This is a genomic window from Halorubellus amylolyticus, assembly GCF_034808145.1.
In the GTDB taxonomy this organism is placed as follows: domain Archaea; phylum Halobacteriota; class Halobacteria; order Halobacteriales; family Natrialbaceae; genus Halorubellus.
Window position 1 is genome coordinate 37,994 of sequence record NZ_JAXHGM010000005.1, and the last position, 24,759, is coordinate 62,752.

Consider the following 24,759-nt stretch of genomic DNA (forward strand, 5'->3'; position numbering starts at 1 on the left):
AAAACTTACGCGCATGTACGACGACGACGACCTCGCGGACATCCGCGAGTCACGCGAGGCGTGGGAATCGGAGACCCTCGACCCGGTCCTCGACTCCTACGGCGAACGCAAGGACCGGTTCGCGACCGTGTCGAACCTCGACGTCGACCGCGTCTACGACCCGACCGACGTCGCGGACCTCGACCACGACGAGGACCTCGGGCTCCCCGGCGAGGAACCCTACACCAGAGGACCGTACCCGACGATGTACCGCGGCCGCACGTGGACGATGCGCCAGTTCGCGGGGATGGGGACCGCCGAGGAGACGAACGAGCGCTTCCACTACCTGCTTGAGAACGGCCAGACGGGGCTGTCGACGGCGTTCGACATGCCGACGCTCATGGGCATCGACAGCGACGACCCGATGGCCGACGGCGAGATCGGGAAGGAGGGCGTCGCCGTGGACACGCTCGCGGACATGGAGGTCCTGTTCGACGGCATCGACCTCGCGGAGATCTCGACGAGCTTCACGATCAACCCGAGTGCGCCCGTCATCTACGCGATGTACGTCGCGCTCGCGGACCAGCAGGGCGTCGACCGCGAAGAGATCCGGGGCACCCTCCAGAACGACATGTTCAAGGAGTTCATCGCGCAGAAGGAGTGGGTCATCCCGCCCGAACCGAGCCTCGACCTCGTCACGGACACCATCGAGTACAGCACCGAGGAGACCCCGAAGTTCCACCCCGTCAGTATCTCGGGCTACCACATCCGCGAAGCCGGTTCCACGGCGGTCCAGGAGCTCGCGTTCACGCTCGCGGACGGGTTCGGGTACGTCGAGGACGCCGTCGACCGCGGGCTGGACGTCGACGACTTCGCGCCGCGACTCTCCTTCTTCTTCAACTCGCACAACTCGATCTTCGAGGAGGTCGCGAAGTTCCGCGCAGCACGCCGCATCTACGCTCGCGTGATGGACGAGTGGTACGACGCCGAACGGGCCGAGTCCAAGCGCCTGAAGTTCCACACGCAGACCGCGGGACAGAGCCTCACCGCCCAGCAGCCCCTGAACAACATCGTTCGCGTCACCGTACAGGCGCTCGCAGGCGTCCTCGGCGGGACCCAGAGCCTGCACACGAACTCGTTCGACGAGGCGCTCGCGCTCCCGAGCGAGAAGGCGGTTCGCGTGGCGCTTCGCACCCAGCAGATAATCGCCGAGGAGTCCGGGGCCGCGGACATCGTCGACCCGCTCGGCGGCAGCTACGCGATCGAGGCGCTCACCGACCAGGTCGAAGCGCAAGCGATGGCGTACATCGAGGAGATCAAGGAGATGGGCGAGGGCTCCGTGCGCGACGGTATCCTCGAAGGCATCGACCAGGGCTTCTTCCTCCGCGAGATTCAGGAGGCGAGCTACGAGTACCAGGAGCGCGTCGAGGCCGGCGAGGAGGTCGTCGTCGGCGTGAACCAGTACGAAATCGAGGAGGACACGAGTCCGGAGATCTTGAAGGTCGACGAGGAGACCGAACGCACCCAGCTCGACCGCTTGGAGCGCACGAAAGAAGAGCGCGACGACGACGCGGTCGACGCGGCGCTCGACGACCTCGCGGACGCCATCGAGAGCGACGAGAACGTGATGCCGGCCATCGTCGCCGCCGTCAAGGAGTACGCGACGATGGGCGAGATAATGGCGGTGTTCGAGGACGCGTACGGCGCGTACAGCGAACAGATCGGGCTCGCGTAAACTACCCCACCCTACTCGCTCACGGCGTCGCCGTTCGCTTCGTTCCGAGTTCCCTCAGACCGTTCCTGAGGACGTGACGAACGTGAGTCGTCACTGGGGCTTTCGCGTGGACTCTCGTTCTGGCCGCCATCGGCGGCAGGCGAATACTCACCGTTCACGTTCAACGTCCCGCGATTCAAGCGCACGTCTACGGGTGCGCCTCCGCCCGACGACTTTTGCGCCGAGCGGAGATGCTTCAGACCGATGTTCTTCGCCGCATTGTAGTCCGCGTGTGGAGAATAGTCGCACTTCGAGCACTCGAATACAGCCTGCCCATCCGAAGATAGACGGTTGTCCTCGTGGGTGAATCCGCACTTCGAACACTGTTGGGAGGTGTAGGCGGGACTCACTTGTTCCACTGAGATACCTTCCACTTCGGCCTTGTACTCGACGTACTCGACCAAGCGACGGAACGCCCACGCGTGGAACTGCTTCGCGCAAGGCATTCGCTCTCGAATCCCAGTCAGGTTCTCGAACGCGATCACGTCGCAGTCGTACTCGACGGCTTCCGCGACGAGTTCCTTCGAGACGGTGTGCAAGAAGTGCTCGTAGCGGCCCGTCTCGGTACGTCCGACCGACTGGATGGTGTCGTGAGCCGCCCGCGTGCCATGCTGTTGAAGCGAGGCGCGTCGCTTCTCGAACTCGCGGCGCCAGTGATTCAACTCCGAGCCACTCCAGAACGTACCGGTGGACGTGACGGCGACGTTCTCGATGCCGAGGTCGACGCCGAGGACTGTGCTGTGCTCGACGTCGCCTTCTTCGGGAGTCTCGGACTCCACGACCGCCTTTGTCCGGACGTGAAGGTAGAACTCGCCATCTCGATAGTGCAGTTCCGCGCCCGTCACCTCGTACTCGTCGTCGAACAGGTACTCCGAGTGGGGCGTCTCGCAGCTCTCGTCGGGGAGGATGTACTGGGCGGTGATGCGACCGTCGACGGTGGAGAGCGTGGCGTGGTCGTCGTTGAACGTCGCACACCGCTTGTCGTAGACGAGCGTCGGCGCCGAGAACTGCGGTTTCCCCGCGTGGTCGCCTTGCTTCCAGCGAGCGACGACGCTCTGGACGGCGTCGGCGGCCTTGTTGCGGGCGTTCTGGACGAGGTTCGCTTGCAGTCGCGTCTCTGCCCGCACGTCGTCGTAGGTTTCGCGTTGGAGTTCGGCCTTGCTCGTCGTTTTGTACTCGCCTTGCCAGGCGTGGTCGACGACGTAGTTAGCTGCCCAGAGGAACTCGGAGATGGTCTCGTGGAGGCGGTCGGCGTCGCTGTCCGCCACGTCGAGTTTGACCGGAACGGTACGACGCACCTCCATCCGTAGTACAGATTCAGATCTATATCTCCATGTAAATAGCGATTCGGTAAGGAGAGTCGGCCAACCATCGAGCGTTGTTGGTGTAATACGATCTCGGTTTCCGCTCCGATCGACTCGCTCGCCATCCCCGCACTTTTTTCACAGGCGCGAAGCGCCCGTTCGAATGGTCAGTGGGACCTCCGGTCACGCACGACTTGCGGTCGGAGGCTTCACATGACATTACGCAGAAGCGGCCGTCGCGCCGTTTCCAGAGCAGAATCAAGCGTCACAGAATCCCGCGCCGAATCTTCAGAGTCTCGCGTCGACTCGTTCTACCGTCGCGCTCTCGTGTCGAGCGTCGACGTCGATGTCGGGGTGACGCCGGTGCGTGCGGTCGGTCGACTGCGGGTGTCGCGGTGGTCGACGGTGGCGTTCCCGGTCATCGCGTCGGCGGTCAGGCCGATGCTGATGCTGACGTTCGGTGACCCGAGGAACACGGACGCGGACGTCCGCTTCGGGATGGACTGGGCGGCCGCGGGTACCGTCGAACGGTCGTCGGTCACGTGTACCGTCGTCTCGTTCCCCGTGGTCGTGACGTAGACGTACCGCGTCTCGCCGGGTGCGAGCGACTCGTTCACCGACGTCGACCTGGTGACGTTCCCCGCGACGCCGACGGAGTGATCGAACAGCGTGGCCGAGCCGACGTTCTCCAGTTCGACCGCGGTCCCGTTCGCGACGAGCGAGCCGTTCACTCGCACCGCCTCGTCCCGCCAGGACGGCGTCGCGACGGACGCCTCCCCGTACGATTCGACGGCGTGGTCGAGTACGAACTCTTCGGTGTCGCCCGCGCCCGTCTCGACGGTCAGCGTCGCGTCGGCGTCGTGCACGACGCCGTCCGCCGCGACGAACACCGTGAACGAGAGGTCCTCGACCGTCGCGTTCGGCACGCCGAGCGCCCCTCGGTACTGCCGGAAGCGCGATTCGTTCACGCCGGTGGACTCGTACTCGACGACCTTCTGACCGTTCCGCGTCCCGAAGTCCGACGCTCGGAGGCCGTCACTCAGCGAGAAGTACAGGAGCGAGGCGCTGGCAAATGGTCGACTCGGTCGGGTGTACTGGAAGCGCGTCCGCGTCGGCCCGACCGCGTACTCGTAGGTCGTTCCGTTGGGTTGGACGGACCGCGTCGTCACGGTGCCGCCAGCGAAGTACACGTCCGTCCCCGTCGTCGTGCCGTTCCCGACCGACCGGCGAGACGAGACGTAGTCACCACCTGCTGCGTGCGTGAGCGCGTACTCGACGGTCCCGGTCGCGTTCGCGCCCAGTGCCGTGTAGCGTGTCGACGACGACGTCGAGACGTTCGACAGCGCCCGAGCGTGCGCTCGCAGGAGCGTCCGCGGGCTCGCGATACCGCGCTGGGACGCTCCCGGCGCAATCAGGTTCGAGGGGACCGTCACCCGGTTCCGGTCACCGTCCGTCGCGGTCGGGTCGTCCGTCGACGCGTCCGTCCGGTCTCCTGGCGCGGTCGACGTCCCCGGCCCACCGCTACACCCGGCGAGGACGACGAGCGCCACGACGAGCACCGTCGCGAGTCTGCGTGTCATTGGTCGAACTGTCCCGCGGACGCACTTCAACGTGCCTAACCGGTCACGAACCGGGCAACGCAACGGCGAGGTGCGGGACGCGGCGGCGTCGCCCTACAGGTAGTCCATCCCGGTCGCGTCGCCGAGGTCGAAGCCCGCGCGCTCGTGGGACCACTCGACGGGCTCGTCGCGGTGTTCGTCCATGAACGAGACGATGTCCGCGCCGACGTCCTCGCCGTAGAGCGCGGGCCCGTCGCGCAACCGCTCGCGGAGCGCGTCGTCGTCGTGGACGCGACGGATGGTCTCCGCGACGAACTCGCCGGCAATCGGCGGGACCAGGAGGTTCGTGTTCGCGTCGAAGACCGTCTCCGGCCGGTCGGTGTTGAACCGCGCGGTGAGACACGCGGCCTCGTCGATGTGGTTCAGTTCCTCCTGCATGCTCCCGGAGTCCGTGAACTCCGCGAGACACTGCCCGGACTCGAGGAACTCGTAGACGTGCGCGTGCTTCTTCCAGAGCCCCGTGAACAGGAAGTTCTCGCGACGGTCGTCGAGCTCCAGCAAGCGGTCGCGGAGGCCCGTCGCCTCGAGGGCGTTCCGGGTGGCGGTCAGCTCGACGAAGTTCACGTTGAACCCGTCCTCGACGAGCGAGATGACGCCCTCGACGATGGCACGGAACCGGCCGGGAAGCAGGTTCGCGCGCCGGTGGATGTCGACGCGGATCCAGTCGTCGCGCTCCTCCAGGGTCGGGTAGACGTCGAACACGCTCTCGTCGAGGTCGGCGGCTCGCTTCGCGTCGATGGCGTCGACGACGCTGTTCCCGACGACCGGCACGCGCTCCTCGGGGTACCCCTCGCGGACGAGGTGCTCGCGGTTCAGTTCGACGGGCGCGAAGTGGTACAGGGACGCGGCCGAGCCGACGAACGTGTCGTACTGCTCGGGGAACGGCTCCGAGCGGTCGACGTGCCAGTCTCCCTCCCACTGCGTCTCGACGAACGCGTCGATGGCGTCGGCGTCTCCGACGGCGAGCGCGTCGCGGTCGACGGCGTCGTAGTCCGGTGCCATCCCGCGCAGGCCCGCCTCGTTGTGCGCGACCTGCTCGCCGGTGGCGAACGCCCACGCCTGCGGGACCGTCGCCGCGGCGTGCGTGTCGCCGTGCACGAGCGGGACGACGGTCGTCTCCGGATGATGCTCTTCGAGGTAGTCCGTGAACGCGTCGACCCGACGCGTCACCTCCGCGGTCTTCTGGGAGAGGCCACCGCGGACGCCGAGGTCGACGCCGACGCGGTCCTCGACGCCGTACTCGGCGAGCCCGTGCCCGAGCAGGTCGTCGTAGTGCTGGCCGGTGTGGAGGACGAAACACGGGACGCCGAGCTCGTCCGCCGCGGTCACCACGGGCGCCTGCTTGTAGAAGTCCGGTTTCGTCGCCGTCACGACCGCGATGGCGAACTCCGCGCCGTCGAGTCTCTCGTCGAGTCGGTCCTCGTGAACCGAGTACGCATCGCTCATTGGCATCCCCTCGTCGGTCGACTACCGAGTACCTGTCCATCGAGTATCGCCCGAGAGAGCGCGGCGGGTTCCCGACGAACCGACCACCGGCGCCGGGGGAAAACTTAGCATACGTCCGGTCGACGGCCTAGACGAACCATGGCCGACGATACCGACGACGACGCGGTGGAACTCGAAGCGCGACTCGCCGCACAGGACACGTTCGAGCCGCCGGAATCGTTCGTCGAGCAGGCGAACGTCGCCGACGACGGCATCTACGACGCGTTCGAGGAGGACTGGCCAGCGTGCTGGGAGGACGCCGCCGCACTCCTCGACTGGGACACCGAGTACGACACCGTCCTAGACGACTCCAACCCGCCGTTCTTCGAGTGGTTCACCGGCGGGTCGCTGAACGCGAGCTACAACTGCCTGGACCGGCACGTCGAGAACGGCGCGAAGAACCGCGCGGCCATCCAGTGGGAGGGCGAACTCGGCGAAGAGCGCACGTACACGTACCAGGACCTCTACCGGGAGGTGAACGCGTTCGCCGCCGGCCTGCGCGACCTCGGCGTCGAGGCGGACGACGTCGTCACGCTGTACATGCCGATGATCCCCGAGCTCCCGGTCGCGATGCTCGCGTGCGCCCGCATCGGCGCCCCCCACAGCGTCGTGTTCGCGGGGTTCTCCGCGAACGCGCTCGCGACCCGGATGAACAGCGCCGACAGCGAGTACCTCGTCACGTGCGACGGCTACTACCGCCGCGGCGACGCGCTCAACCACAAGGGGAAGGCCGACGAGGGCCTGCGTGGCGTCGACCACGACGTCGAGACCGTGGTCGTCGACCGGCTCGGGGACGAACTCACGCACTTCCTCGGCGACCACGCCCACGACTACGACGCTCTCGTCGACCGCCACGAGGGCACGCACGTCGAACCCGTGAGCAGGGACGCCGAGGACATGCTGTTCCTCATGTACACGTCGGGCACCACGGGCGAGCCGAAGGGCGTGAAGCACACCACGGGCGGGTACCTGTCCTACGCCGCGTGGACGAGCCAGAACGTCCTCGACGTCAAGCCCGAGGACACGTACTGGTGCGCCGCCGACATCGGGTGGATAACGGGGCACTCCTATATCGTCTACGGCCCGCTCGCACTCGGTACGACGACCGTGATGTACGAGGGGACGCCGGACTACCCCGAGCGCGACCGCCTCTGGGAGCTCGTCGAGAAGTACCGCGTCGACCAGCTGTACACCGCGCCGACCGCCATCCGGTCGTTCATGAAGTGGGGGACCGAGTACCCGAACCGCCACGACCTCTCCAGCCTCCGGCTGCTGGGGACCGTCGGCGAACCAATCAACCCCCGCGCGTGGAAGTGGTACTACACGCACATCGGGAACGAGGAGTGCCCGGTCGTGGACACGTGGTGGCAGACCGAGACCGGCGGCATGATGATCACCACGCTCCCCGGCGTCGGCGAGATGAAGCCCGGGAGCGCCGGCCCGCCGCTCCCCGGTATCGGCGCCGAGGTCGTCGACGTCGCCGGCGACCCGGTCGACGCCGGCGACGCCGGGTACCTGACCGTCGACAGGCCCTGGCCGGGGATGCTCCGCACGCTCTACCAGAACGACGACCGCTACGTCCAGGAGTACTGGGCGGAGTACTCAGACACCGACAGCGACGACCCCGACGACTGGACGTACTTCCCCGAGGACGGCGCCAAAATCGACGACGACGGCTACATCACCGTCCTCGGCCGCGTCGACGACGTCATCAACGTCTCCGGCCATCGCCTCGGCACCATGGAGATCGAGAGCGCCATCGTCGGCGTCGAAGGCGTCGCCGAGGCAGCCGTCGTCGGCGCCGACCACGACGTCAAGGGCGAGGCCGTCCACGCGTACGTCATCACGGAGGACGACGCCACGCCCGGCGACGCGCTCCGCGAGAAGATTATCTCGGGCGTCGAGGACGCCATCGGCCCCATCGCCCGCCCCGAAGCCGTCGTCTTCACGCCCGAACTCCCGAAGACGCGCTCCGGGAAGATCATGCGTCGCCTCCTCGTCGACGTCGCGAACGGCGACGACCTCGGCGACACCTCGACGCTCCGCAACCCCGACGTCGTCGAGGACATCCAGGCCGCCGTCGACCACTAGCGCGTCGACGCGAACGCACGCGCTCGGAGGTCACCTCGCCGCGAGCAGTCGCCGCCACCGCGACCGACGAACCGTCGCGTCGGAGACCGCGTCATCGACCGACGCGTCAGCGTTCTCGGGTCAGCCCTCGGCGTCGTCGTACCGGCTGACTAACTCCACGAGGCCGAGGAGCACGCCCAGGGTCACTGCGAGCATCACCATCCCGTACACCGCGAACGAGATCGGCGTGATGTCGAACGCGAGCGGTCCGAGTTCCGCGACGAAGACGTCCTTCTGTGCGGGCAGGATGATGCCGAGGATGTACCCGAGGACACCGGCGAGCGCGACGACACCGAGGTACACCGTCGCCACGACTCGCCGCCCCGAGAGCACCGCCGAGAGACGAGCGTTCTCAGTCACGTCGAACGCTTGGGTCGGGCAACGATTAGCCTTTGGCATTCCAGCGTCAACGCAGGGGTATGAGCGAGAAAGAGTTACTCCTCATCGTGCTCGCACTCGTCGCCATCATGATGTTCACGACCGGGTTCGTCCTCGCAACGGTCTGACCACGACACCCCGAAGACAACCCGTCGACCACGACCGACGGGCCACGCCCACGCCCGCTTCTCCCCGAGCGACCGCGTCCAGACGTCGACCGCGTCCTCCCGTACGAACCGCCCGCAACCACGCACGATAAGCGTTCAGTACGGTGAGCGACGCTTCGTACCGCTTCAAGAACCAGTGCGGCGACGACGTCTCTACCACTCGGAGAACAGAGCACGAACGCGAGCAGCGCAGATCGAAGAACGGCCGTCGACGTCAGGTGTCGTCCGCAGCGGCGTCGTCGTCGACGGGTTCGCCACCGTCGGTCATCGGCTCGTCCTCGGCGGGCTCGCCACCGTCGGCGAGCGTCGTCTCGAGACGGTCAGCGTGCCAGTCGAACTCGCGACTCGGGAGACCGTCCTCCTCGAGGTTCCACGGGTCCGGTCCGACGACCGGGCCCTCGAGCCACGAGTTCACCATGTTCCACAGCCAGACGAGCTGGCCGACCAGGAGGATGAACGCACCGACGGTCGCGATGACGTGCAGGCTCGTGAAGTACGAGAGAATGCCCTCCAGGGAGACGCCGCCGTACGTCGCGTACCGGCGCGGCATCCCGCCGTACCCCAGGAGGATCATCGCGAAGAACGTCACGTTCGTCCCGACCATCGTCAGCCAGAAGTGCGCCTTCCCGAGCGTCCGCTGGTACATCCGACCGGAGACGATCGGGAACCAGTAGTAGACGCCCGCGAACACCGCGAACGCGATAGCGCCCATGATGACGTAGTGGAAGTGCCCGACGACGTAGTACGTGTCGTGGAGCACGAGGTCGACGGGGACCGCCGCGAGGAACACGCCGGTGACGCCACCGATGATGAAGTTCGCGATGAACCCGATACAGTACAGCATCGGGGTCGTCAACCGGATGTTCCCGTTCCACATCGTCGTGATCCAGTTGAACGTCTTCACCGCGCTCGGTATCGCAATCGCTAGACTCACCGCCATGAACGACGCCCGCAGCCGCGGGTCGATACCGCTCGCGAACATGTGGTGCGCCCACACACCGAAGCTCAGGACGCCGATGGCGAGCGTCGAGTACACGACGAACTTGAACCCGAACAGCTTCCGGCCCGAGAACCGCGGCAGGACGTAACTGATGATACCCATCGGCGGAAGCACGAGGATGTACACCTCGGGATGGCCGAAGAACCAGAACAGGTGCTGGTAGAGAATCGTCCCACCGCCTTCGACCGCGAAGAACCCGGTCGCGAAGTTCCGGTCAAGCAGGAGCATCACGAGCGCACTCCCGAGGAGCGGGAACGAGAACAGGATGAGCGCGGACTGCGTGAGGATCGTCCACGAGAAGATGTCGAGCTTGTCCCAGCCGACGTCGCTGCCGCGCTCCGTGAAGATGGTCGCGATGAAGTTGATGGCGCCCATCGTCGCCGACACACCGGTGAGGTGGAGGCCGAGCAGCATCAGGTCGGTCCCGGCGTTCAGCGCGGACGTATCGATCTCTGAGGACGCGATGACGCGTCCCGCGTACTCGTAGCTCATCGCGTCCTGCCCGGCCGCGGTCTGCGCGACGGCCTGGGGCGGATACATCGTCCACGACGTCATCGACGCGCTGATCGAGTCGAAGAACGGCCCGAGGAAGAAGCCGGCCCAGATGAGGAGGGCTCCCGGCGGGAGCAGCCAGAACGCGATGGCGTTGATGCGCGGGAACGCCATGTCGTCCGCGCCGATGAGGAGCGGGATGAAGTAGTTCGAGAACGCCGCGAGTATCGGCGTCCCGAACAGGAACAGCATCGTGATGCCGTGACTCGTCAGGAGCGCGTTGTAGAACGCGCGACCGCCGACGCCGGCGAGGACGTCCATCGCGGGCGTCATCAGTTCGGTCCGCATCAGTATGACGGCGAGGCCACCCCACGCGAACGCCACGATGGCGTAGACGCCGTAGAGGATGCCGATGTCCTTGTGGTCGACGGTCGTCAACCAACGTACGATACCACCGGGCTTCTCGTCGTGTCCGTACCCGGTCTCTCCGCCGAGCGCGCCGCCGCCAGCCAGCGGCGTGTACGTCCGCCAGTCGTCGAAGCGCGTGGCGAGCGCGAAGACGACGAGGACGAGAACGCCCGTGAGGAGTGTTATTGCGAGCTCTCCGCTAAGACCCATAGAAGACGGTCAGGATTGCACCCTAAAGAAAGGCTCGGGTTCGTCCCCGCCGCGGTCGCTCTCTGGCGGGTTCGATGCGTTCCAGCGGGACGCTCGTCGGGGGACTGTCGGTGGGTGAGCTGATGCACCGAGGATTCGAGCGAACGCCACACGTTCGCGGCCGGTGAGAGGAGAGCGTCAGACGGCTTCTTCGGGGGATTCCTTGCGTTCGTCGGTCTCGTCGTCGCCGGTCGCGTCCGGCGTGTCCTCGGGCGTGTCCGTCGCGCTCGTCTCGGCGGTGTCGACGACCTCGGACGCCTCGTCGGCGTGGGCCGCGCGACCGGCCTCCTCGCTCTTGATCGCGTCGCCCTCGATGGCGACCGCGGAGACGTAGGTGAGGATGGCCAGGAGGACGAACGCTCCGCCGATGATACCGAGCATGAGGGTGCTGTACAGCGGGTCCCAGCTGAACGGACCCCAGAGGACGAACAACCCGATGAAGAAGGCCATGATGCCCAGTGGGATGATGTTCACCACGAGGTCGAGCATCGTGTCCTTCGTGAAGACGCGCTGTGCCATTGCTATCAGGGGCTTTCGGGTGACGCACAAATAGGTTGTCGGTTCTCGCCAGCGCGCGGCCCGCAGCCTCCAGTCGCCGACGCGCTCATCGGTCCTCGACGCGACCGGCGTCGAGTTACGCGAGTTCGCCGCGGACGGAGCCGACGCCGGCGGTGAGGACGGTGAGGACGCCGGCGGCTATCATCGACAGCCCGCGGTACGCGACGGCGTTCTCGACGGCGACGAGTTCGGGGCCGCCGATGACACCGTCGAACGCGACGAACACGACCGCGCCGAGGGCGAACACGACGGTTCCCAGGACGCCGACCGTTCGCCACGGGCGCTCGACGTACCCGGACTCGGTGAGGATGCCGGCGACGGCGCCCGTGAACATGAGGAACCCGACGACCGTGAACACGAACACGCCGACGACGACGCCGACCTCCGCGATCGCGAGCCCGAACGCGACGAACATCGGCCAGAGGCTAGCAGAGGGTTTGTGGTCGGTGACGGCGCGGTTCCCCTCGCTGCTCGCGGTCCCGTCATCGACGCGCTCCTTTGCCATACGACGCCGTTAGGGGTTCAGGCATAAACAGGTCACGGAACGCCCCAGACGGCGGTTCCGGTCGGGGTCTCCAGCCCACGCGGTCGTCGGTCGTGCGGCCGTCGCGTCGTTAACCACGACATATTAAGTGGTCGATAGCGAAGTTCACGCCATGTCAGGTGTACGAGTGGCTGGTGTCGGGTTGACGTCGTTCGGCGCGTCCCCGGAACGCACGGGCCGGGACCTCTTCGCGGAGGCTGGCTGTGACGCGCTCGCGGACGCGGACGTGGACCGCGACGACGTGGAGGCGCTCCTCTACGGGAACTTCATGGGAGAGCTCGCAGAACACCAGGGTCATCAGGGGCCGTTGATGGCAGAGGCCGTCGGTATCGACGCGCCGGCGACGCGGTTCGAGGCGGCGTGCGCGTCCTCCGGGGTGGCGGTCCGCGAGGGCGTCAAGCGCGTTCGGAACGGCGAGTCGGACGTCCTCCTAGTCGGTGGCACCGAGCGGATGACGAACCTCGGGACGGCGGGGGCGACGGAGGCGCTCGCCATCGCCGCGGACGACCTCTGGGAGGTCCGCGCGGGGATGACGTTCCCGGGTGCGTACGCGCTGATGGCGCAGGCGTACTTCGCGGAGTACGGCGGGGGTCGCGAGGACCTCGCCGAGATCGCGGTGAAGAACCACGAGAACGCGCTGAACAACGAGAAGGCGCAGTACCAGCGTGCGATCGACGTGGACACGGTCATCGACGCGCCGATGGTCTCGGAACCGCTGGGGCTGTACGACTCCTGTCCGATCAGCGACGGTGCGGCGGCGGTCGTGCTCGTGAGCGACGAGTTCGCCGCCGAGCACGACCTGGACGCGTCCGTCGCGGTCACGGGCTCCGGTCAGGGCGGCGACCTGATGGCGCTCCACGACCGCGAGCACCTCGCGCGGTCGCCCGCCGCGGACGAGGCGGCGGAGGAGGCGTACGCGGACGCCGGGGTGTCGCCCGCGGACGTCGACGTCGCGGAGGTCCACGACTGCTTCACCATCGCGGAGGTGCTCGCGCTCGAGTCGCTCGGCCTCTGCGAGGTCGGGGAGGGCGTGACGGCGGCCGCGGACGGGCGCACGACGCAGGACGGCGAGATGCCCGTGAACCTCTCGGGTGGGTTGAAGGCGAAGGGGCATCCGGTCGGGGCGACGGGCGCGAGCCAGATCTGCGAGCTGACGATGCTCCTGCGCGGCGACCACCCGAACAGCGACGCGGTCGCGGACGCGGAGTGCGGGCTCGCGCACAACGCCGGTGGGACGGTCGCGTCTGCCGTCGTGCACGTGCTGGAGGTGATGGAGTGATGAGCGACGACGAAGAAGTCGCGGACGCAGGCTACGACGAGTGGATCGACGCCGTCGGCGAGGGCGAGGGGTACTTCCTGTCGTGCGAGAACGACCACGGGTCGCTGCCGCCGCGTCGCGTCTGCCCGCACTGCGGGTCGCTCGACATCGAGCAGACGCCGCTCCCCGAGCGCGGCGAGGTGGAGACGTTCACAATCACGCACGTGGCGACGCCGAACTTCGCCGACGACACGCCGTACGCGGTCGGTATCGCGCGGTTCGGTGACGTCCGCGTCACCGGTCAGCTCCGGGACGTCGCCGTCGAGGACGTCGAGGTCGGGATGGAGGTCGGTATCGACATCGACGAGACCGCGACGACGGGCGACGACCTCGTCGTCTTCCGCCCGCAGTAGCGGAACGAAGCGGGTTTCAGGCGGTCAGTTCTTCCGGTCAGTTCTCTCGCTCGACGGCGACGCGGTCGGCGTCGACGTCGCGGTCGAGTCCGAGGTCGTCGGCGAGTCCGTCGAGGAACGCGTCCGGGTGCTCGTCGTGGGGGAGGAGTGAGGCGTAGTCGACGACGACGAGCTTCGCGTTCGCGTCGTCGGCGAGCGCTCGCCCGTCGGCGAGCGGCGTGATGTCCGCTTCGCGCCCCCAGACGAGCGTCGTCGGGACGTCGAGGTCGGCGATGGCGGCGCCGAGGTCGAGGTCGCTGTCGAGGTAGCCGGCGACGAACGACGCGGGCGCGAACCGCGCGCCCGACTGGTGGGTGGTCTCCCAGTCGTAGCGCTTGCGTTCGGGCGAGTACGCGTCGGCGTCGTAGTACGAGTGGTCGTCGCTGAAGTACTCGAGCGACCGTTCGCTCGCGACGACGTCGAACAGGAGCGTCCCGAGGACCGGCGAGCGCATGGCCTTCCGGACGAGTGGTTTCTCGCCGCCGGGCATCGTCGACGCCGTCGGTGACACGAGGACGAGGCGGGAGACGCTCGTCTCGTCGTCGGCGGCCGCGGCGACCGCGTACGCGCTCGAGAGCGACGACGCGAGCACGGTCGCGTCCTCGCCGGCGACGTCCCGGAGGAACGCGGTGAGGTACGCCTCGTAGTGCTCGTTCGCGTACTCGATGGGTGGTCGTTCCGACCGCCCGAACCCGGGGAGGTCGGGGGCGAGCACGTGGTAGTCCTCCGCGAGCGCGTCGGCGATGGCGACGAACTCGTTGCTGGACGCCGCGGCGTTCACGCCGTGCACGAGGACGAGCGTCGGGTGCTCGGGGTTCCCGAGGTCCGTGTAGTAGGTGTCGATGCCGCGCCAGCGGTACGACTCGCCGGTCCCGGGAAGCGGCCGCGAGAGGTCGCCGGCCTTCCGTCCGAGTGCGCGGTCGACGAGCACGCCTGCACCGACCGCACCGATGGCACCAGCCGCGGCGTACGCCGCGTTCTTCAGTTTCATATCTCGACAGAGGGAACGCAACGACTTGAACGTCGCGCCGGAGCGCCGAACGAACCGATACCAGAAAGTCCCGGAGCGTGCGACCGCACCGCACTCGCGTCCTCGTCAGTCCTCGCGGTCGAGACACGCCGCGACCGGGTCGAGGACCTCGTTCGCGATCGTGTACGGGTCCGTGTCGCCGTCGAGCACGCGCTCAGCGAGCGCGTTCACACCACCGTGCTCCGCGATCTCGCCTTCGACGAGTTCGCCCGCGTCCTCCCGGAGCAACGTCCGTATCTCCTCCGCGGTCCGCCGCCGACGCTTCGCCTGGATCCGTCCGGTGTCCGCCAGCCAGTCCGCGTGCGCTTCGAGCGTGTCGAGGAACTCGTCGACGCCCTCGCCCGTCGTCGCGACCGTCTCCAGGACCGGCGTCTCCCACGGCTCGACGGCGTCCTCGCTCCCGTCGCCCTTCTCGGGCATGTCGACGTCAGTGTCGACGCCCATGCCGTGATGGCCGCCGGCGACGCTCACGTGCCCGTCGTCCATGTGCACCATCTCCTCTAACTCCTGGACGGTGCGGTCCGCGCCGTCCATGTCCGCCTTGTTCACCGCGAACACGTCCGCGATCTCGAGGATGCCCGCCTTCAGCATCTGGACGTTGTCGCCCGACGCCGGCGGCACGAGCACGGCCACCGTGTCCGCGGCCTGCACGATATCGATCTCGTTCTGGCCGGCACCGACCGTCTCGATGATGACCTTGTCCTTCCCGAACGCGTCCAAGGCCTTCACGGCGTCAGCGGTCGCGGTCGACAGCCCGCCGAGGCTGCCGCGCGCGGACATCGACCGGAAGAACACGTCCATGTCGCCGACGTTCGACGCCATCCGGATGCGGTCCCCGAGCACCGCACCGCCCGTGTACGGCGACGACGGGTCGATCGCGACGATACCGACGGTCAGCCCGCGGTCGCGGTACGCCTTCGCCATCTTGTCCACGAGCGTCGACTTCCCGGCGCCCGGACTCCCCGTGATACCGATGACGTCAGCCGACCCGGTGTGCTCGTAGAGCCCGGAGACGACGTCCCGATAGCCGTCCTGCCGGTTCTCGATCTTCGTGATGGCTCTCGCGAGCGCACGATGGTTGCCTTCGAGGATGCCGTCGAGCAGTTCCTGCGTCGACAGCGTCATCGCTCGGGTGCGTTCTCGCGGACGAACTCGATGGTCTGCTCCATCGACGTCCCAGGACCGAACACCTCGGCGACGCCGAGGTCCTTGAGGTGGGCCTTGTCCTCGTCGGGGACGACGCCACCGACGAGGATGAGCGTGTCCTCGAACGCGTCGTACTCCTTGAGGCCGTCGACGACCTTCGGGACGAGCGTGTTGTGCGCGCCCGAGAGGATGCTGATTCCGATGACGTCGACGTCCTCCTGGACTGCCGCCTGCACGATCTCGTCGGGCGCCTTGTGGAGCCCCGAGTAGATGACCTCGAAGCCGGCGTCGCGGAACGCCCGCGCGATGACGTGGGCACCGCGGTCGTGCCCGTCGAGGCCGACCTTCGCGACGAGGCAGCGAATGGACCGCTCCTCCTGGCTCTGACTCATGGACGACTGTTCCCTTCCGGCAGGTTTTACTTTAACGGAAGTGTGACGCCTCGTACGGGTAGGGGTTCTCGGTGGGACCGGCCCACCGGCGGTTCCAGTACCGTCAGCGACGGCCAGGCCCGAAGTCACCGCCCACCGCGTGCAGTGGAGCAGGTGAACGTCGGCGGCGGCACGTACTGGAATGCAAAAGCAATTACTCGCGCTCTCCCTAGCGCCGCTCGATGACGGAAACGACGACACCGCCGCTCCGAGGCCTCAAGGGGTCGGTGCGGTCGCTGACGATAGCGCTCACGGTCGTCGGGTACGGGCTCGTGCTGGGGACGCTCTACCTCGGGCTCCCGATCTACCCCGACATCGGACTGGACACGGTGAACGCACTGAGCGACGCGATCGCGGTGATAAACACGCTCGCGACGACGTGCCTCGTCCTCGGCTGGGTCGAGATCCGACGCGGGAACGTCGACCGGCACCGCGCGCTCATGGGTGGCGCGTTCGCGCTCATCCTCGTGTTCCTCGTGCTGTACCTGCTGAAGACCGGCGGTGGCGGTACGAAGGAGATCGCGCTCGAATCCGGTGCGCTCTACTACTCGTACCTCGCGATGCTCGCCATCCACATCCTGCTCTCCATCGTCTCCGTGCCGGTCGTGCTGTACGCCATCCTCCTCGGCGTCACGCACACGCCGCGGGAACTCCGCCAGGAGACCCCGCACCGGCGCGTCGGTCGGGTCGCCGCGGGCGCGTGGATCGTCTCGCTGTCCCTCGGCGTCGTCACGTACCTCATGCTGAACCACATCTACGGCTTCGAGTTCGTGAAGGCGGTCGTCGCGGTCCCGCTCCCGCTCTGACCTCGGTCGTCCCTTTCGACGGCTCGGGCGCGACGCGGCGTCGCGTCGTCCGCTGACGATACCTATTTGGGCGTCCCCGGGGAACGGAGTCGTCGTGACTGTCGAACGTTTCGCGACTCCGGATGCGGCCACGGTCGCTCGCGTCGTCGGCGACGGCCTCCGCGAGGGCGCGGTCGTCTCCATCGAGGCCGAGTGCGAGGTCGAGTACGACGGCCGGTCGGGCGGCTACCTCGCGCCCGGCGACCGGCTCGTCGTCTGCAAGCCCGACGGCACGCTCCTCGTGCATCGGCCGTCCGGGCACAAGCCGGTGAACTGGATGCCTGGCGGCGCCACGATCAAGGTCGAGCCCGGCGAGAGCGACGAGGACGCGCCGTTGCTGTACGCGCGCCGGTCGAACCCGAACGAGTTCCTGCGCGTGTACCTCCAGGACGTCTACTCGGTGTCGCGGTTCGACGCGGAGGACGCGGTCGAGTACCAGGAGCGCGGCACGGAGGCGGAGATGCACGAGTACATCGAGTCGAACCCCGAGTCCGCGCTCGAACCCGGGATCCGTCTCGTCGAGCACGAGCGCGAGACCCAGTACGGGTACCTCGACTTCTTCGCGCAGGACGCCGACGGGACGCCCGTGGTCGTCGAGGTCAAGCGCCGGCAGGCGACGCTCAATCACTTCGACCAGCTGAAGCGCTACATGGAGCTCTACCGCGAGTCCAATCCCGAGGTTCGGGGGATGCTCGTCGCACCGTCGACGAGCGACCGCGTGAAGCGCGCGCTCCGGGACAACGACATGGAGTTCGTGCGGCTCGCGGAGTTCGACGTCGAGACCCGGGAGGCCTCCGAGACGACACTCACCGACTTCTCCTGACGCGACCATCGTCGGCGCGGACCCCGGACGGTCTGGCGCCGCTCGCGCACGACCGAGGGAGGCATTAGCGCACGGCGCGCTCCTGTACCGACATGAACGGTCCGACGCGACGAGCGGTGCTCTCCTCGGTCGGCGCCAGCGCGGTCGCCAGCCTTGCGGGATGCCTCGGTACGGGCGGCGGGAACGACGGTGACGGGAACGGCCCCGACGAGAACGACGACGCCGGACAGGTGGACTGGCGCGACGTCTCGCTGTCGACGGTCCGCGGCGACGAGTCGTTCACGATAGCCGACCTCGCCGACGGTGGCGTCGTGTTCGTGGAGACGTTCGCGGTCTGGTGCTCGAACTGTCTCCGCCAGCAGAAGACGATGATCGACTTCCACGAGGCGAACCCGGACGTGACGACCGTCGCCGTGGACATCGACCAGAACGAGGACGCGAAGAAGGTCCGCGACCACGCGAACGAGCACGGGTTCGACTGGCGGTACGCGGTCGCGCCGCCGGAGTGGACGCGGTCCGTCACGAGCGAGTTCGGGACGTCGATGGCGAACGCGCCGTCGGTCCCGATGCTCCGCGCCTGCGGGCCCGACGACGTCACGCGCCTGAAGGACGGCCAGAAGTCCGTCGCGTTCCTCGAATCGGCCGCGAGCGAGTGCTGATGCTCTCGGCGTACGTCGAGGCGTTCGTCGTCGGTGCGCTCACGCCGCTGACGGCCGCGTGCGCCCTCCCGCTCTACCCCGGATTCCTCTCGTATCTCGCGCGGAGCGACCGCACCGACGCCGGTTCGGCGAGCGGAGCGACCGCGTCGTCGACGACGGCGACCGCCGCCGATACTGGCACCGACTCCGATGCGGGCCGGTCCTCGTTCGGTCTCGGCGTCGCCGTGGTCGCGGGCGTCGTCGCGCTCATGGGCACGGTCGGGCTCGTGTTCGCGTACCTGCTGGAAGCGTCGTTGACGGCCGTCGTCGAGGTCGTTTCCCCGGTCGCGTTCGCGGTCCTGTTCGTCCTCGGCGTCGCGCTCGCGCTCGACCACGACGCCGTCGACCGACTCCCCGGCCTCGACCCGCCCGAGACCGGGAGCGCGTACGGGTCGGCGTTCGCCTACGGCCTGTTCTTCGGCGGTATCGTCCTCCCCTGTAATCCGGGGTTCATCGCGCTGTTCTTCGCTCGGACGCCGATCCTGTTCGACTCGCCGCTCGCGGGGTTCGCGGGCTTTCTGACGTTCGGACTGGGGATGGGCGCGCCGCTGCTCGCGTTCGCCGCCGTCTCCGAAGCCCGTGGACGGGTCGTGACGCGCGCGCTCGCCCGGAACGCGTCCCTCGTCAACCGCGTCACGGGCGTCGTGATGATCGCGGTGTCCGCGTACTACCTGCTCGTCGTCTTCGACGTCGCCGGAATCGGTGGGTCACTCGGGCTCTGAGAGCGAACGGCTCGGTAGCCTTCTCGGGCTCTGAGGGCGCGCGCTGCGGGTCGCGGTCGGCCGTCTGTCAGTCGGCCCTCGGGAGTCGGTCAGTCGGTCCGCGGGATGGCGAGCGCGCCGGCGACGAGGAAGGCGACTGCGGCCGCGGCGAGCACGCCGAGCGCGGCGAGCGGGCCGAGGTCGAGCACGACCGTTCCGGCGTCCGTGGACGCGGGCGCGACGACCTGGCGGAGCCCCTGCGCGAAGTACGTGAGCGGGCTGAGCGCGACGATCGGGTGGAACCACTCGGGGAGCAGCGCCGGCTGGACGAACGTCTGCGAGAGGAACAGGAGCGGGAGGCCGATGGCGTTGCTCGCGGTGACCGCGCCGTCCTGACTGTCAGCGAACGCGCCGAGGAGCGCACCGACCCCGCAGAAGCACGCGACGCCCACGGGGACGTACACGAGCAGGAGCGGCGAGAGCACGATGCTCGCCCCCGTGAGCGCCGTGGTGAGCGCGAGCACGAGGACGGTCGCGACGCCGATGATGCCGACGTTCACGAGCGTCTGCGCGAGCAGCCACTCGCCGCGCGTCAGCGGCGTCGTCGCGAGCTTCTCGAACCGGTTGTGCTCGCGGTGACGCGCGACCTCGCTCCCGACGCGCGACAGCGGCGTGAACAGCACGACGACCGCGACGTACCCCGGGACGTAGTACGACGCCGGCTTCGTGAACAGCCCCGCGCCCGCCGCGTCCGTCTGCACGAGCACGCCGAAGATGCCGACGAGTATCGCCGGGAAGAAGAACGTGAAGAACACCGCGACGCGCCGCCGGAGGAACGACCGCGACGCCGCGACCGAGGCCGACCGGACGCGACCGAGGCGGCTCACGACGACCCACCTCCGTCCGCGCTCGCCGCCGCGGGCCGCGTCCCGCGACCGCCCGTCCGACCGCGCTCCTGCCGGCCGCCGACGCCCGCCTCGTAGGTCTCCCCCGCGAGTTCGAGGTAGACGTCCTCGAGCGTGGGTTCGCGCCACGACAGCCCGGAGTAGGGGATGCCCGCGTCGTCGAGCGCGTCCGCGACCACGGCGACGTCCCGCGCGGCCACGCCCCGGACCCGGACCTCGGTCCCGTGCGTCGTCGCGTCCAGTCCCGCATGGGCGAGCACGCGCGCAGCCGCCACCATCGGTCCGTCGCCGCTCGACGACCCCTCGCCGTCGTCGTCGCGAACGTCCCCGTCGTCGGTCGCGTCCACGTCCACGACGACGCTCGGTTCGCCGGCGTGCTCAGCGACGAGCTCGTCGGGCGCGCCGACGGCGACGAGTTCACCGTCCGCGAGCAGGCCGACGCGGTCCGCGAGCCGCTGAGCCTCCCGCATGTCGTGCGTCGTCAAGATCACCGTCGTCCCGCCCGCGACCTGCTCATCGATGCGACCCCAGACCGTCCGGCGGCCCGCGGGGTCGATTCCCGTCGTCGGCTCGTCGAGGAAGAGCACGTCCGGGTCGTTCACGAGCGTACTCCCGAGGCACACGCGACGCTGCTCGCCGCCGCTCATATCGCCGTAGTGCGTGTCTGCGGCGTCCGTCACGCCGACCGCATCGAGGACGTCGTCGACGGCGCGCGCGTCCTCGTAGAGACCCGCGTAGTACGCGACGACCTCCCGACCGGTCAGGCGCTCCGGGGGCGCGAACGACTGCGGGAGCACGCCCAGGCGCTCCCGGTCAGCCGCCGCCGGCGGCGCACCGAGCAGTTCGACGCCGCCCGCGTCGGGCGTCGCCGTCCCCGTGAGCGTCCGAACGAGCGTCGTCTTCCCCGCCCCGTTCGGGCCGACGAGCGCGAACACCTCGCCCGCGGCCACCGACAGCGACACCCCACCGACCGCCTGGACGTCCCCGTAGGCCTTCCGGACGTCAGTCGCGACGAGCGCATCAGTCATCGCGAGACGCTTCGGCGTCGACGCGCTAATGCGTCCCGGTATCGGACGACAGCGCGCCGCCCCGTCGAGTCTACGGGTCCGTGCCGGCACCCCCCAGCATATGCCGGTTCGGCCCCAACCGCTCCGTATGCGAGTCCTCGTCCTCGGCGCCGGCTACGCCGGCGTCGCGCTGACACGGAAGCTCGAACGCACGCTCGACGACGACGTCGACATCGTCGTCGTCGACGACACCGGAACGCACGTGGTCCAGCACGAGGTCCATCGCGTCATCCGGAAACCGACGGTCGCCGACCACATCACGCTCGGCCTCGACGAGCTCTTCGACCGCGCCGAGGTCCGGGAAGGCACCGTCGTCGACGTGGACACCGACGCGAACGAGGTGACGCTCGACGACGACACCGTCCTCGCGTACGACGTCGGCGCGGTCTGCCTCGGGAGCGAGACCGCGTACTACGACCTCCCCGGCGTCCGCGAGCACGCCATCCCCTGCAAGCGCGTCGGGCACGCCGAACGCATCCGCGAGTCCGTCCACGACGCTATCGACACCGGCGGTCGCGCGATCGTCGGCGGCGCCGGCCTCTCGGGCGTCCAGGTCGCCGGCGAACTCGCCGCGCTCCGCGACGAACACGCCGACCCGTCGACGACCGACGACACCGACCCCGTCGAGGTCAGCGTCGGCGACGCCACCGAGCACGCCGAAGGCGACGACCCCGCGACCGACGGAGCCACCCCGGAGGAACCCACGACGGATCAATCCGCGGCCGGTGACCTCGACGTGACCGTCCTCGAGATGCGGCCCGCAGTCGCACCCGGATTCCCGGAGAACTTCCAAGCCGCCGTCCACGACGCGCTCGTCGACGCCGGCGTCGACGTCCGAACGAACGCCGCCGTCGCGGAAGCCACCGCCGACGCCGTCGTCCTCGACGACGGCACGCGCATCGAGTACGACACGTTCGTCTGGACCGGCGGCATCGCCGGCCCCGCCGCCACCGACGGCGACCGCGTCGACGCCCGCGCGGACCTCCGCGTCGACGGCGACACGTTCGTCGTCGGCGACGCCGGTCGCGTCGTCGACGCAGACGGCGACGCCGTCCCCGCGAGCGCCCAATCAGCCATCCGCGAAGCCCGCGTCGCCGCCGCGAACGTCGCGAAGGTCGTCGACCACCGCCGCACGGACGAGGCCGGGTCGTTCGAACCGCGCATGGACCGCTTCGAGTTCGACTCTCCCGGCTGGCTCGTCTCCATCGGGAACGGCGCCGTCGCACAGGTCGGCCCGACCGTCATCACCGGCCGCGCCGCCGTCGCCCTCAAAGCCACCGTCGGCGCCGGCTACCTCTCCGGAGTCGGCGAACTCCAGAAAGCGACCGACCTCGTCAACGACGAACTCGACCTCGACCCCGGCACCGACCAGACGCCGTAATCTGGATTGACGAGACTCCGTAATCGGGCCCCGTACCGCCCGTCCCGGCACAGCCCGTCACCCCCAGACATGCCACCTACCGCACCAGACCGCAGGGGCCGGCCGCGAGTCAGTACTCGTCGTCGTCGACCTCGGACATGAACGACTGCAGGAGCTTGCGTTCGCCAGCGCGCAGATGCTCGTGGAGCGTCGGCGACGAGATATCCATCGCCTCCGCGACCTCCTCCGCCGTCGACTCCCGCGGCCACTCGTAGTACCCGGCCGAGAACGCCGTCTCCATCGCCGTCTGCTGGCGCTCCGTCAACCGGTCCTCGAGGTCCTTCCGGAACGACTCGCCGGACTGCACCGACCGCTCCACGCGCCGCTTCGAGAGCACGGACGTCTCCTCGTACGCGGACTCCACCGCGCGCGCCAACGCCTTCAGGTCCGCGTCCGGCGCGACCTCCGCCACCAGCCGTCCCTCGCCTTGCTCGACGCGGAACGTCTTCACCGTCGCCCCAGCCGACGAGAGCGTGTGCACGGCCGACGACGACACCGTGATCTCGAACAGCGACGGGTCGCCGTCCGTCACCAAGCGTACGTCCTCGACGAGGTCGTGCGTCGTCGCCGCCTCCAGGAACGTCTCCCCCGACACCCCGTCGGCCTCCAGATAGCACGTCAGCGACGAGTCGCTCGTCGACGCCACCCCCTTCAGGTTCGCCGTCGCTCCCGTCGACGCCGACAGGTCCACGAACGGGTCCGCGCGGTCCGTATGCCGGAACTCCAACTCCACGATCGTGTCCGCGAGCAGGAGCTGCCGCTGCTCGACCGAGTTGATACCGCTCCCGATCCGCTCCCCGAGCTCCCCGAACACCTCCAGCTCCTGCTCGCCGAACGCGTCAGCGCGCTCCGCGTACACGAGCACCGCACCGTAGGTCTTCTCGCGGTACGAGAGCGGCGCGACCACCGCGGACGTCTCCGCGGACGACCCGTCGTCCCCGAACACCGCCTCCCGATGCGCCCGCGACACCGAATCGATCGCGCACACCTCACCGGTCGTCACCGCCTCGCTCACGCGCGTCGCCACCTCGCTCACGTCCACGGTCTCGGACTCCACGCGCTCAATGTCCGCGCCCGCCGCGACCCGCGGATCGAACCGCTCCGTGCGCTCGTTGTACCCCGTTATCCACGCGACCGAGTACGCACCCGATTCCGCGAGCGACGCACACACCTCCGACTCGATCTCCTCGCGGCTCTCCGCCTCCACGAGCACGCGGTCGACCTGCCTGATGACCGTGTTGATGTGCGTCAACCGCTCCAGTTCGCGCTCCCGGCGTTCGATGACCGGCTCGTACTCCTCGTACTGCTGGGTTATCTCGTCGCGGAGGTCGGCCAGCTCGTCGGCGTCCCGGAGCTCCTCGGTCTCGCGCGCCGAGAGCGCCTCCTCCGTGGAACTCATCGCGAAGTACTCGCGGACGTCCTCGTCGAACGACGACCGCGCGAGCATCTCGTCGACCGCCTCCAAGATGTCGTCCTGGGACACCGGTTTCACGAGGTAGTCGTCGAACGGCATGTCGACGATGTCCGTGTCAGGCGCCACCGCCGTCATCATCGCCACCGGCACGTCGAACCCGCGCTCGCGCAACTCCTCGAGGACCTCGTCGCCCGACAGCGTCGGCATCCGTCGGTCCAGAAGGACCGCGTCCACGTCCTCGCTCATCGCCTCCAGAGCCTCCTCGCCGCTGTTCGCGACGCGAGGCACGTACTGTCCGGCGTCCAGCCAGTACTCGCAGGTCTCCGCCAGGTCCTCGTCGTCGTCGACCACGAGGACGACCGGGGCGTCCTCGCGAGATGGCACGTCCTCGGTCGCGTCAGTACTCATTGCGCACGTATTCAAACGGCCATCTCAAAACAGACTCACCTAACTACGTAGGGTCGACCTACGTAGATTGGGTC

The 24,759-nt window shown here is 68.3% G+C and carries 22 protein-coding genes; 9 read left to right on the top strand and 13 right to left on the bottom strand.

From position 1 onward, the window contains the following. Positions 1-13 precede the first annotated feature (13 nt). Positions 14-1,714, top strand: a complete 1,701-nt coding sequence (locus tag SM754_RS13160; protein WP_323676698.1) for a methylmalonyl-CoA mutase family protein — start codon at positions 14-16, stop codon at positions 1,712-1,714. An 11-nt stretch (positions 1,715-1,725) separates the two neighbouring features. Here SM754_RS13160 and SM754_RS13165 read toward each other — a convergent pair whose 3' ends face one another. The 3 genes from SM754_RS13165 to SM754_RS13175 all read right to left on the bottom strand — a co-directional run bounded on the left by SM754_RS13165 (position 1,726) and on the right by SM754_RS13175 (position 6,122). Beyond that, positions 1,726-3,057 carry an RNA-guided endonuclease InsQ/TnpB family protein gene (locus SM754_RS13165; protein ID WP_323676699.1) on the bottom strand — a complete coding sequence of 444 codons (1,332 nt, stop codon included), beginning with the start codon at positions 3,055-3,057 and terminating at the stop codon, positions 1,726-1,728. 311 nt (positions 3,058-3,368) lie between these two features. Next, the gene (locus SM754_RS13170; protein ID WP_323676700.1) at positions 3,369-4,637 is read right to left on the bottom strand and encodes a DUF7537 family lipoprotein; all 1,269 of its coding nucleotides are present in this window, start codon (positions 4,635-4,637) and stop codon (positions 3,369-3,371) included. 93 nt (positions 4,638-4,730) lie between these two features. Further along, positions 4,731-6,122 carry a UDP-N-acetylglucosamine 2-epimerase gene (locus tag SM754_RS13175; protein ID WP_323676701.1) on the bottom strand — a complete coding sequence of 464 codons (1,392 nt, stop codon included), beginning with the start codon at positions 6,120-6,122 and terminating at the stop codon, positions 4,731-4,733. A 138-nt stretch (positions 6,123-6,260) separates the two neighbouring features. On the opposite strand from SM754_RS13175, the gene acs reads away from it, so the two are divergent. Next, positions 6,261-8,252 carry an acetate--CoA ligase gene (gene acs / locus SM754_RS13180; protein ID WP_323676702.1) on the top strand — a complete coding sequence of 664 codons (1,992 nt, stop codon included), beginning with the start codon at positions 6,261-6,263 and terminating at the stop codon, positions 8,250-8,252. A gap of 120 nt (positions 8,253-8,372) precedes the next feature. Here the strand turns inward: acs and SM754_RS13185 are convergent, their stop codons facing one another. From SM754_RS13185 to SM754_RS13200, 4 genes are all read right to left on the bottom strand, one after another. Then, a complete protein-coding gene (locus SM754_RS13185) occupies positions 8,373-8,651 on the bottom strand; it encodes a DUF7520 family protein (protein WP_323676703.1) in 279 nt (92 codons plus the stop codon). A 399-nt stretch (positions 8,652-9,050) separates the two neighbouring features. Continuing rightward, complete coding sequence (locus tag SM754_RS13190) at positions 9,051-10,946, bottom strand: cbb3-type cytochrome c oxidase subunit I (protein ID WP_323676704.1); 1,896 nt, start codon at positions 10,944-10,946, stop codon at positions 9,051-9,053. Between the two features lie 177 nt (positions 10,947-11,123). After that, positions 11,124-11,504, bottom strand: a complete 381-nt coding sequence (locus SM754_RS13195) for a DUF6684 family protein (RefSeq protein ID WP_323676705.1) — start codon at positions 11,502-11,504, stop codon at positions 11,124-11,126. A 115-nt stretch (positions 11,505-11,619) separates the two neighbouring features. Further along, complete coding sequence (locus SM754_RS13200; protein ID WP_323676706.1) at positions 11,620-12,048, bottom strand: DUF7541 family protein; 429 nt, start codon at positions 12,046-12,048, stop codon at positions 11,620-11,622. Positions 12,049-12,199: 151 nt separating this feature from the next. Between SM754_RS13200 and SM754_RS13205 the strand changes: the two genes are divergently transcribed. Together SM754_RS13205 and SM754_RS13210 are read left to right on the top strand one after the other, a co-directional pair. After that, the gene (locus tag SM754_RS13205; protein ID WP_323676707.1) at positions 12,200-13,366 is read left to right on the top strand and encodes a thiolase domain-containing protein; all 1,167 of its coding nucleotides are present in this window, start codon (positions 12,200-12,202) and stop codon (positions 13,364-13,366) included. Then, complete coding sequence (locus tag SM754_RS13210) at positions 13,366-13,758, top strand: Zn-ribbon domain-containing OB-fold protein (protein ID WP_323676708.1); 393 nt, start codon at positions 13,366-13,368, stop codon at positions 13,756-13,758. Before SM754_RS13205 ends, SM754_RS13210 begins: the two co-directional genes overlap by 1 nt. A 37-nt stretch (positions 13,759-13,795) precedes the next feature. Here the strand turns inward: SM754_RS13210 and SM754_RS13215 are convergent, their stop codons facing one another. The 3 genes from SM754_RS13215 to SM754_RS13225 form a co-directional block, all read right to left on the bottom strand. Then, entirely contained in the window at positions 13,796-14,788 is a 993-nt protein-coding gene (locus tag SM754_RS13215; RefSeq protein WP_323676709.1) for an alpha/beta fold hydrolase, read from the bottom strand. A 105-nt stretch (positions 14,789-14,893) separates the two neighbouring features. Next, positions 14,894-15,952 (bottom strand): methylmalonyl Co-A mutase-associated GTPase MeaB, encoded by a 1,059-nt coding sequence (meaB, locus tag SM754_RS13220; protein ID WP_323676710.1) that lies wholly within the window; start codon positions 15,950-15,952, stop codon positions 14,894-14,896. Further along, positions 15,949-16,365 (bottom strand): cobalamin B12-binding domain-containing protein, encoded by a 417-nt coding sequence (locus tag SM754_RS13225; protein ID WP_323676711.1) that lies wholly within the window; start codon positions 16,363-16,365, stop codon positions 15,949-15,951. The genes meaB and SM754_RS13225 overlap by 4 nt, the downstream gene beginning before the upstream one ends. A 221-nt stretch (positions 16,366-16,586) precedes the next feature. Here SM754_RS13225 and SM754_RS13230 point away from each other — a divergent pair, with 221 nt between their 5' ends. The 4 genes from SM754_RS13230 to SM754_RS13245 all read left to right on the top strand — a co-directional run bounded on the left by SM754_RS13230 (position 16,587) and on the right by SM754_RS13245 (position 19,492). Next, positions 16,587-17,210, top strand: a complete 624-nt coding sequence (locus tag SM754_RS13230) for a DUF420 domain-containing protein (RefSeq protein WP_323676712.1) — start codon at positions 16,587-16,589, stop codon at positions 17,208-17,210. A gap of 94 nt (positions 17,211-17,304) precedes the next feature. Further along, positions 17,305-18,072: an endonuclease NucS gene (gene nucS / locus SM754_RS13235; RefSeq protein ID WP_323676713.1), complete on the top strand. Its 768-nt coding sequence runs from the start codon at positions 17,305-17,307 to the stop codon at positions 18,070-18,072. A gap of 92 nt (positions 18,073-18,164) precedes the next feature. Next, positions 18,165-18,731 carry a TlpA family protein disulfide reductase gene (locus SM754_RS13240; protein WP_323676714.1) on the top strand — a complete coding sequence of 189 codons (567 nt, stop codon included), beginning with the start codon at positions 18,165-18,167 and terminating at the stop codon, positions 18,729-18,731. Then, positions 18,731-19,492: a cytochrome C biogenesis protein gene (locus SM754_RS13245; protein WP_323676715.1), complete on the top strand. Its 762-nt coding sequence runs from the start codon at positions 18,731-18,733 to the stop codon at positions 19,490-19,492. Before SM754_RS13240 ends, SM754_RS13245 begins: the two co-directional genes overlap by 1 nt. An 89-nt stretch (positions 19,493-19,581) precedes the next feature. Here the strand turns inward: SM754_RS13245 and SM754_RS13250 are convergent, their stop codons facing one another. Both SM754_RS13250 and SM754_RS13255 read right to left on the bottom strand, forming a co-directional pair. Beyond that, positions 19,582-20,358, bottom strand: coding sequence for an ABC transporter permease (locus SM754_RS13250; RefSeq protein ID WP_323676716.1), 777 nt, complete (start codon positions 20,356-20,358; stop codon positions 19,582-19,584). After that, on the bottom strand, positions 20,355-21,404 hold the full coding sequence (locus SM754_RS13255; protein WP_323676717.1) for an ABC transporter ATP-binding protein: 1,050 nt from the start codon (positions 21,402-21,404) through the stop codon (positions 20,355-20,357). The genes SM754_RS13250 and SM754_RS13255 overlap by 4 nt, the downstream gene beginning before the upstream one ends. A gap of 127 nt (positions 21,405-21,531) precedes the next feature. On the opposite strand from SM754_RS13255, the gene SM754_RS13260 reads away from it, so the two are divergent. Then, entirely contained in the window at positions 21,532-22,824 is a 1,293-nt protein-coding gene (locus SM754_RS13260; protein ID WP_323676718.1) for an NAD(P)/FAD-dependent oxidoreductase, read from the top strand. 109 nt (positions 22,825-22,933) lie between these two features. Here SM754_RS13260 and SM754_RS13265 read toward each other — a convergent pair whose 3' ends face one another. Then, positions 22,934-24,685, bottom strand: coding sequence for a bacterio-opsin activator domain-containing protein (locus SM754_RS13265; protein ID WP_323676719.1), 1,752 nt, complete (start codon positions 24,683-24,685; stop codon positions 22,934-22,936). Between the last annotated feature and the right edge of the window lie 74 nt (positions 24,686-24,759).